General features: G+C 65.2%; 2 protein-coding genes. Both read right to left on the minus strand.

The window, feature by feature from the left end; translation table 11 throughout:
• Nucleotides 1-143 precede the first annotated feature (143 nt).
• Nucleotides 144-704, minus strand: a complete 561-nt coding sequence (locus ACZ6YI_RS21790; protein WP_465780439.1) for a DUF1003 domain-containing protein — start codon at nt 702-704, stop codon at nt 144-146.
• A 181-nt stretch (nt 705-885) separates the two neighbouring features.
• Complete coding sequence (locus ACZ6YI_RS21795) at nt 886-2,001, minus strand: mechanosensitive ion channel family protein (RefSeq protein ID WP_465780440.1); 1,116 nt, start codon at nt 1,999-2,001, stop codon at nt 886-888.
• Between the last annotated feature and the right edge of the window lie 176 nt (nt 2,002-2,177).

The following is a 2,177-nucleotide window of genomic DNA, read 5'->3' on the forward strand; positions in this document are numbered from 1 at the left end:
CTTAATGGCCTGAGTCCGGTTGAATACCGGACCCAGGCCCTAGCCGCCTGACCCCGCTGTCCAACTTTTGGGGGTCACCTCATTGCGCGCGATGGGTGCTCGTCGCCACCCCCATCGCGCGCAAGCGCGCTCCCACAACAGATTCATACGTCGCGGCCGTTCGCGCGGGCCAGCTTCAACAGCAGGTCGATCTGCTCCTGCTGCTTCATCAACATCAGCTGCAGCTGGTCGTTGCGCATCTGGTCGAGCTTCTCGTGCAGGCCCATGATCTCGATCTCGGCCTTCAGGTTCACCTTGTAATCGTTGGTCGCATCGAGCCGGTCCTTCGCCGCCTGGCGGTTCTGGCTCATCATGATCACGGGTGCCTGGAACGCCGCCAGCATCGAGAGCAGCAGGTTGAGGAAGATGAAGGGATACGGATCGAACGGCCGGGTCAGCACGTAGGCGTTCAAGCCCGTCCAGGCCACCAGGATCCCGACGAACACCAGGATGAAGGTCCAGGAGCCACCGAAGCGCGACACCCTGTCGGCGAGGCGCTCGCCGAAGCTCATATCCTCGACGAAGGCCTCGTTGACGTCCTTGGCGATCATCTTGCGCTGCATGACGTGATCGATGAGGTGCCGCTCGACGTGGTTCAGGTCGTCGAGACTTTTTGCGAACCAGTGGTGGGCCGCCTGGTCGGGGTTGGTGGTGTGGTTGGTCATGGCGCGGTTCCGGCAGTCGATCTGGGCGGAACGCTATCACGCCGGTGGCATGCGGGCGCTTGTACGGCTACACCGTGTCGTTGTGTGTTTTCACATCCCGGCGTCCTTTGTGGGAGCGCGCTTGCGCGCGATGGGGCTTCCCGCACCGCCATCGCGCGCAAGCGCGCTCCCACAACCGTCGTCACTGCTGGGCGGCGCGGCGGGCGGTGAATGGAACCGGGGCGTCTTCGACACCGCGAACCTGGTTCTCCAGGTCGCCGCGCAGGCGTGGCAGGTAGCCGGGGCATTCGCGCCGCACGAAGGCGATCAGGCCCTCGCGGACCTTGCAGCGCAGGTCGAAGGACTTGCCCGAGTTGGACGAGCTCATCAGCGCACGGATCTGCATGGCGCGGTCGTTGCTGTCGACCACCTGCATCACCATGACCCGGCCATCCCACTCGGGTGCGCCCTTGCAGATGCGCTCCATCTCCGCGCGCAGCGGCTCGAGCGGCATCCCATAGTCGAACCAGAGCAACACCGAGCCGAGGATCTGCGACGACGTGCGCGTCCAGTTCTGGAACGGCGTTTCGATGAAGTATTGCAACGGTACGATCATCCGCCGCTCATCCCAGATCTTCACCACGACGTAGGTGCTGGTGATCTCCTCCACCCTGCCCCATTCGCCTTCAACGATAACGACATCATCGATGCGGATCGGCTGGGTAAGCGCGATCTGGATACCCGCGATCAGATTGCCGAGCACCGGCTTCGCCGCCAGGCCGAGTGCGATGCCGGCGATACCCGCCGATGCAAGCAGGCTGGCACCGAACTGGCGTACCGAGGGGAACGTCATCAGGCCGACGGCGATACCGAGCATGACGATCACGACCATCGCCGTGCGCGACAGCACCCGCGCCTGCGTCTGCAGGCGCCGCGCGCGCAGGTTGTCCTCCAGGTCGATCGGATTGAAGCGCGACACCGTGGCTTCCAACGCACTGATGCAGCGCACGAGGAACCAGGTGATCGCACCGATCAGGCCCAGGCCGAGCAGGTGTTCCAGGCCGTCGATCAGCCGTGCGGGCTCGTCCGGCGCGGCGCGAAACGCCAGCAGCATCAGGAACAGCGGCACAATGGCTTCGAGCGGCGCATTCGCCTTCGCGATGATGCTGGCACCCTTCGGGTGACGCACGGCGAGACGGCGCAGCAACACATCGACAACGCGGTGAATGAGGCCCGCGACGAGCAGTGCGATGATCAACACCAGCGCAAAACGCGTCCACGGATGCGTGATGTCGGGCATCCAGTCAGGAGAGTTCATGGGCGCACAGCCTAAGGCCCCGGATGTCGACGCTACGTTGGTGCACCGCAGAATGTCGTGTGGGAGCGGGGGGGGGGGCGGGGGGGGGGGGGGGCCCCCCCCCCCCCCCCCCCCCCCCCCCCGCTCCCACAAGAGCAGCGTGGCGGTAGCGTCGGCGCCTTGTGCGGGCTTATGCT

This window comes from Luteibacter sp. NPDC104163 (assembly GCF_055584245.1).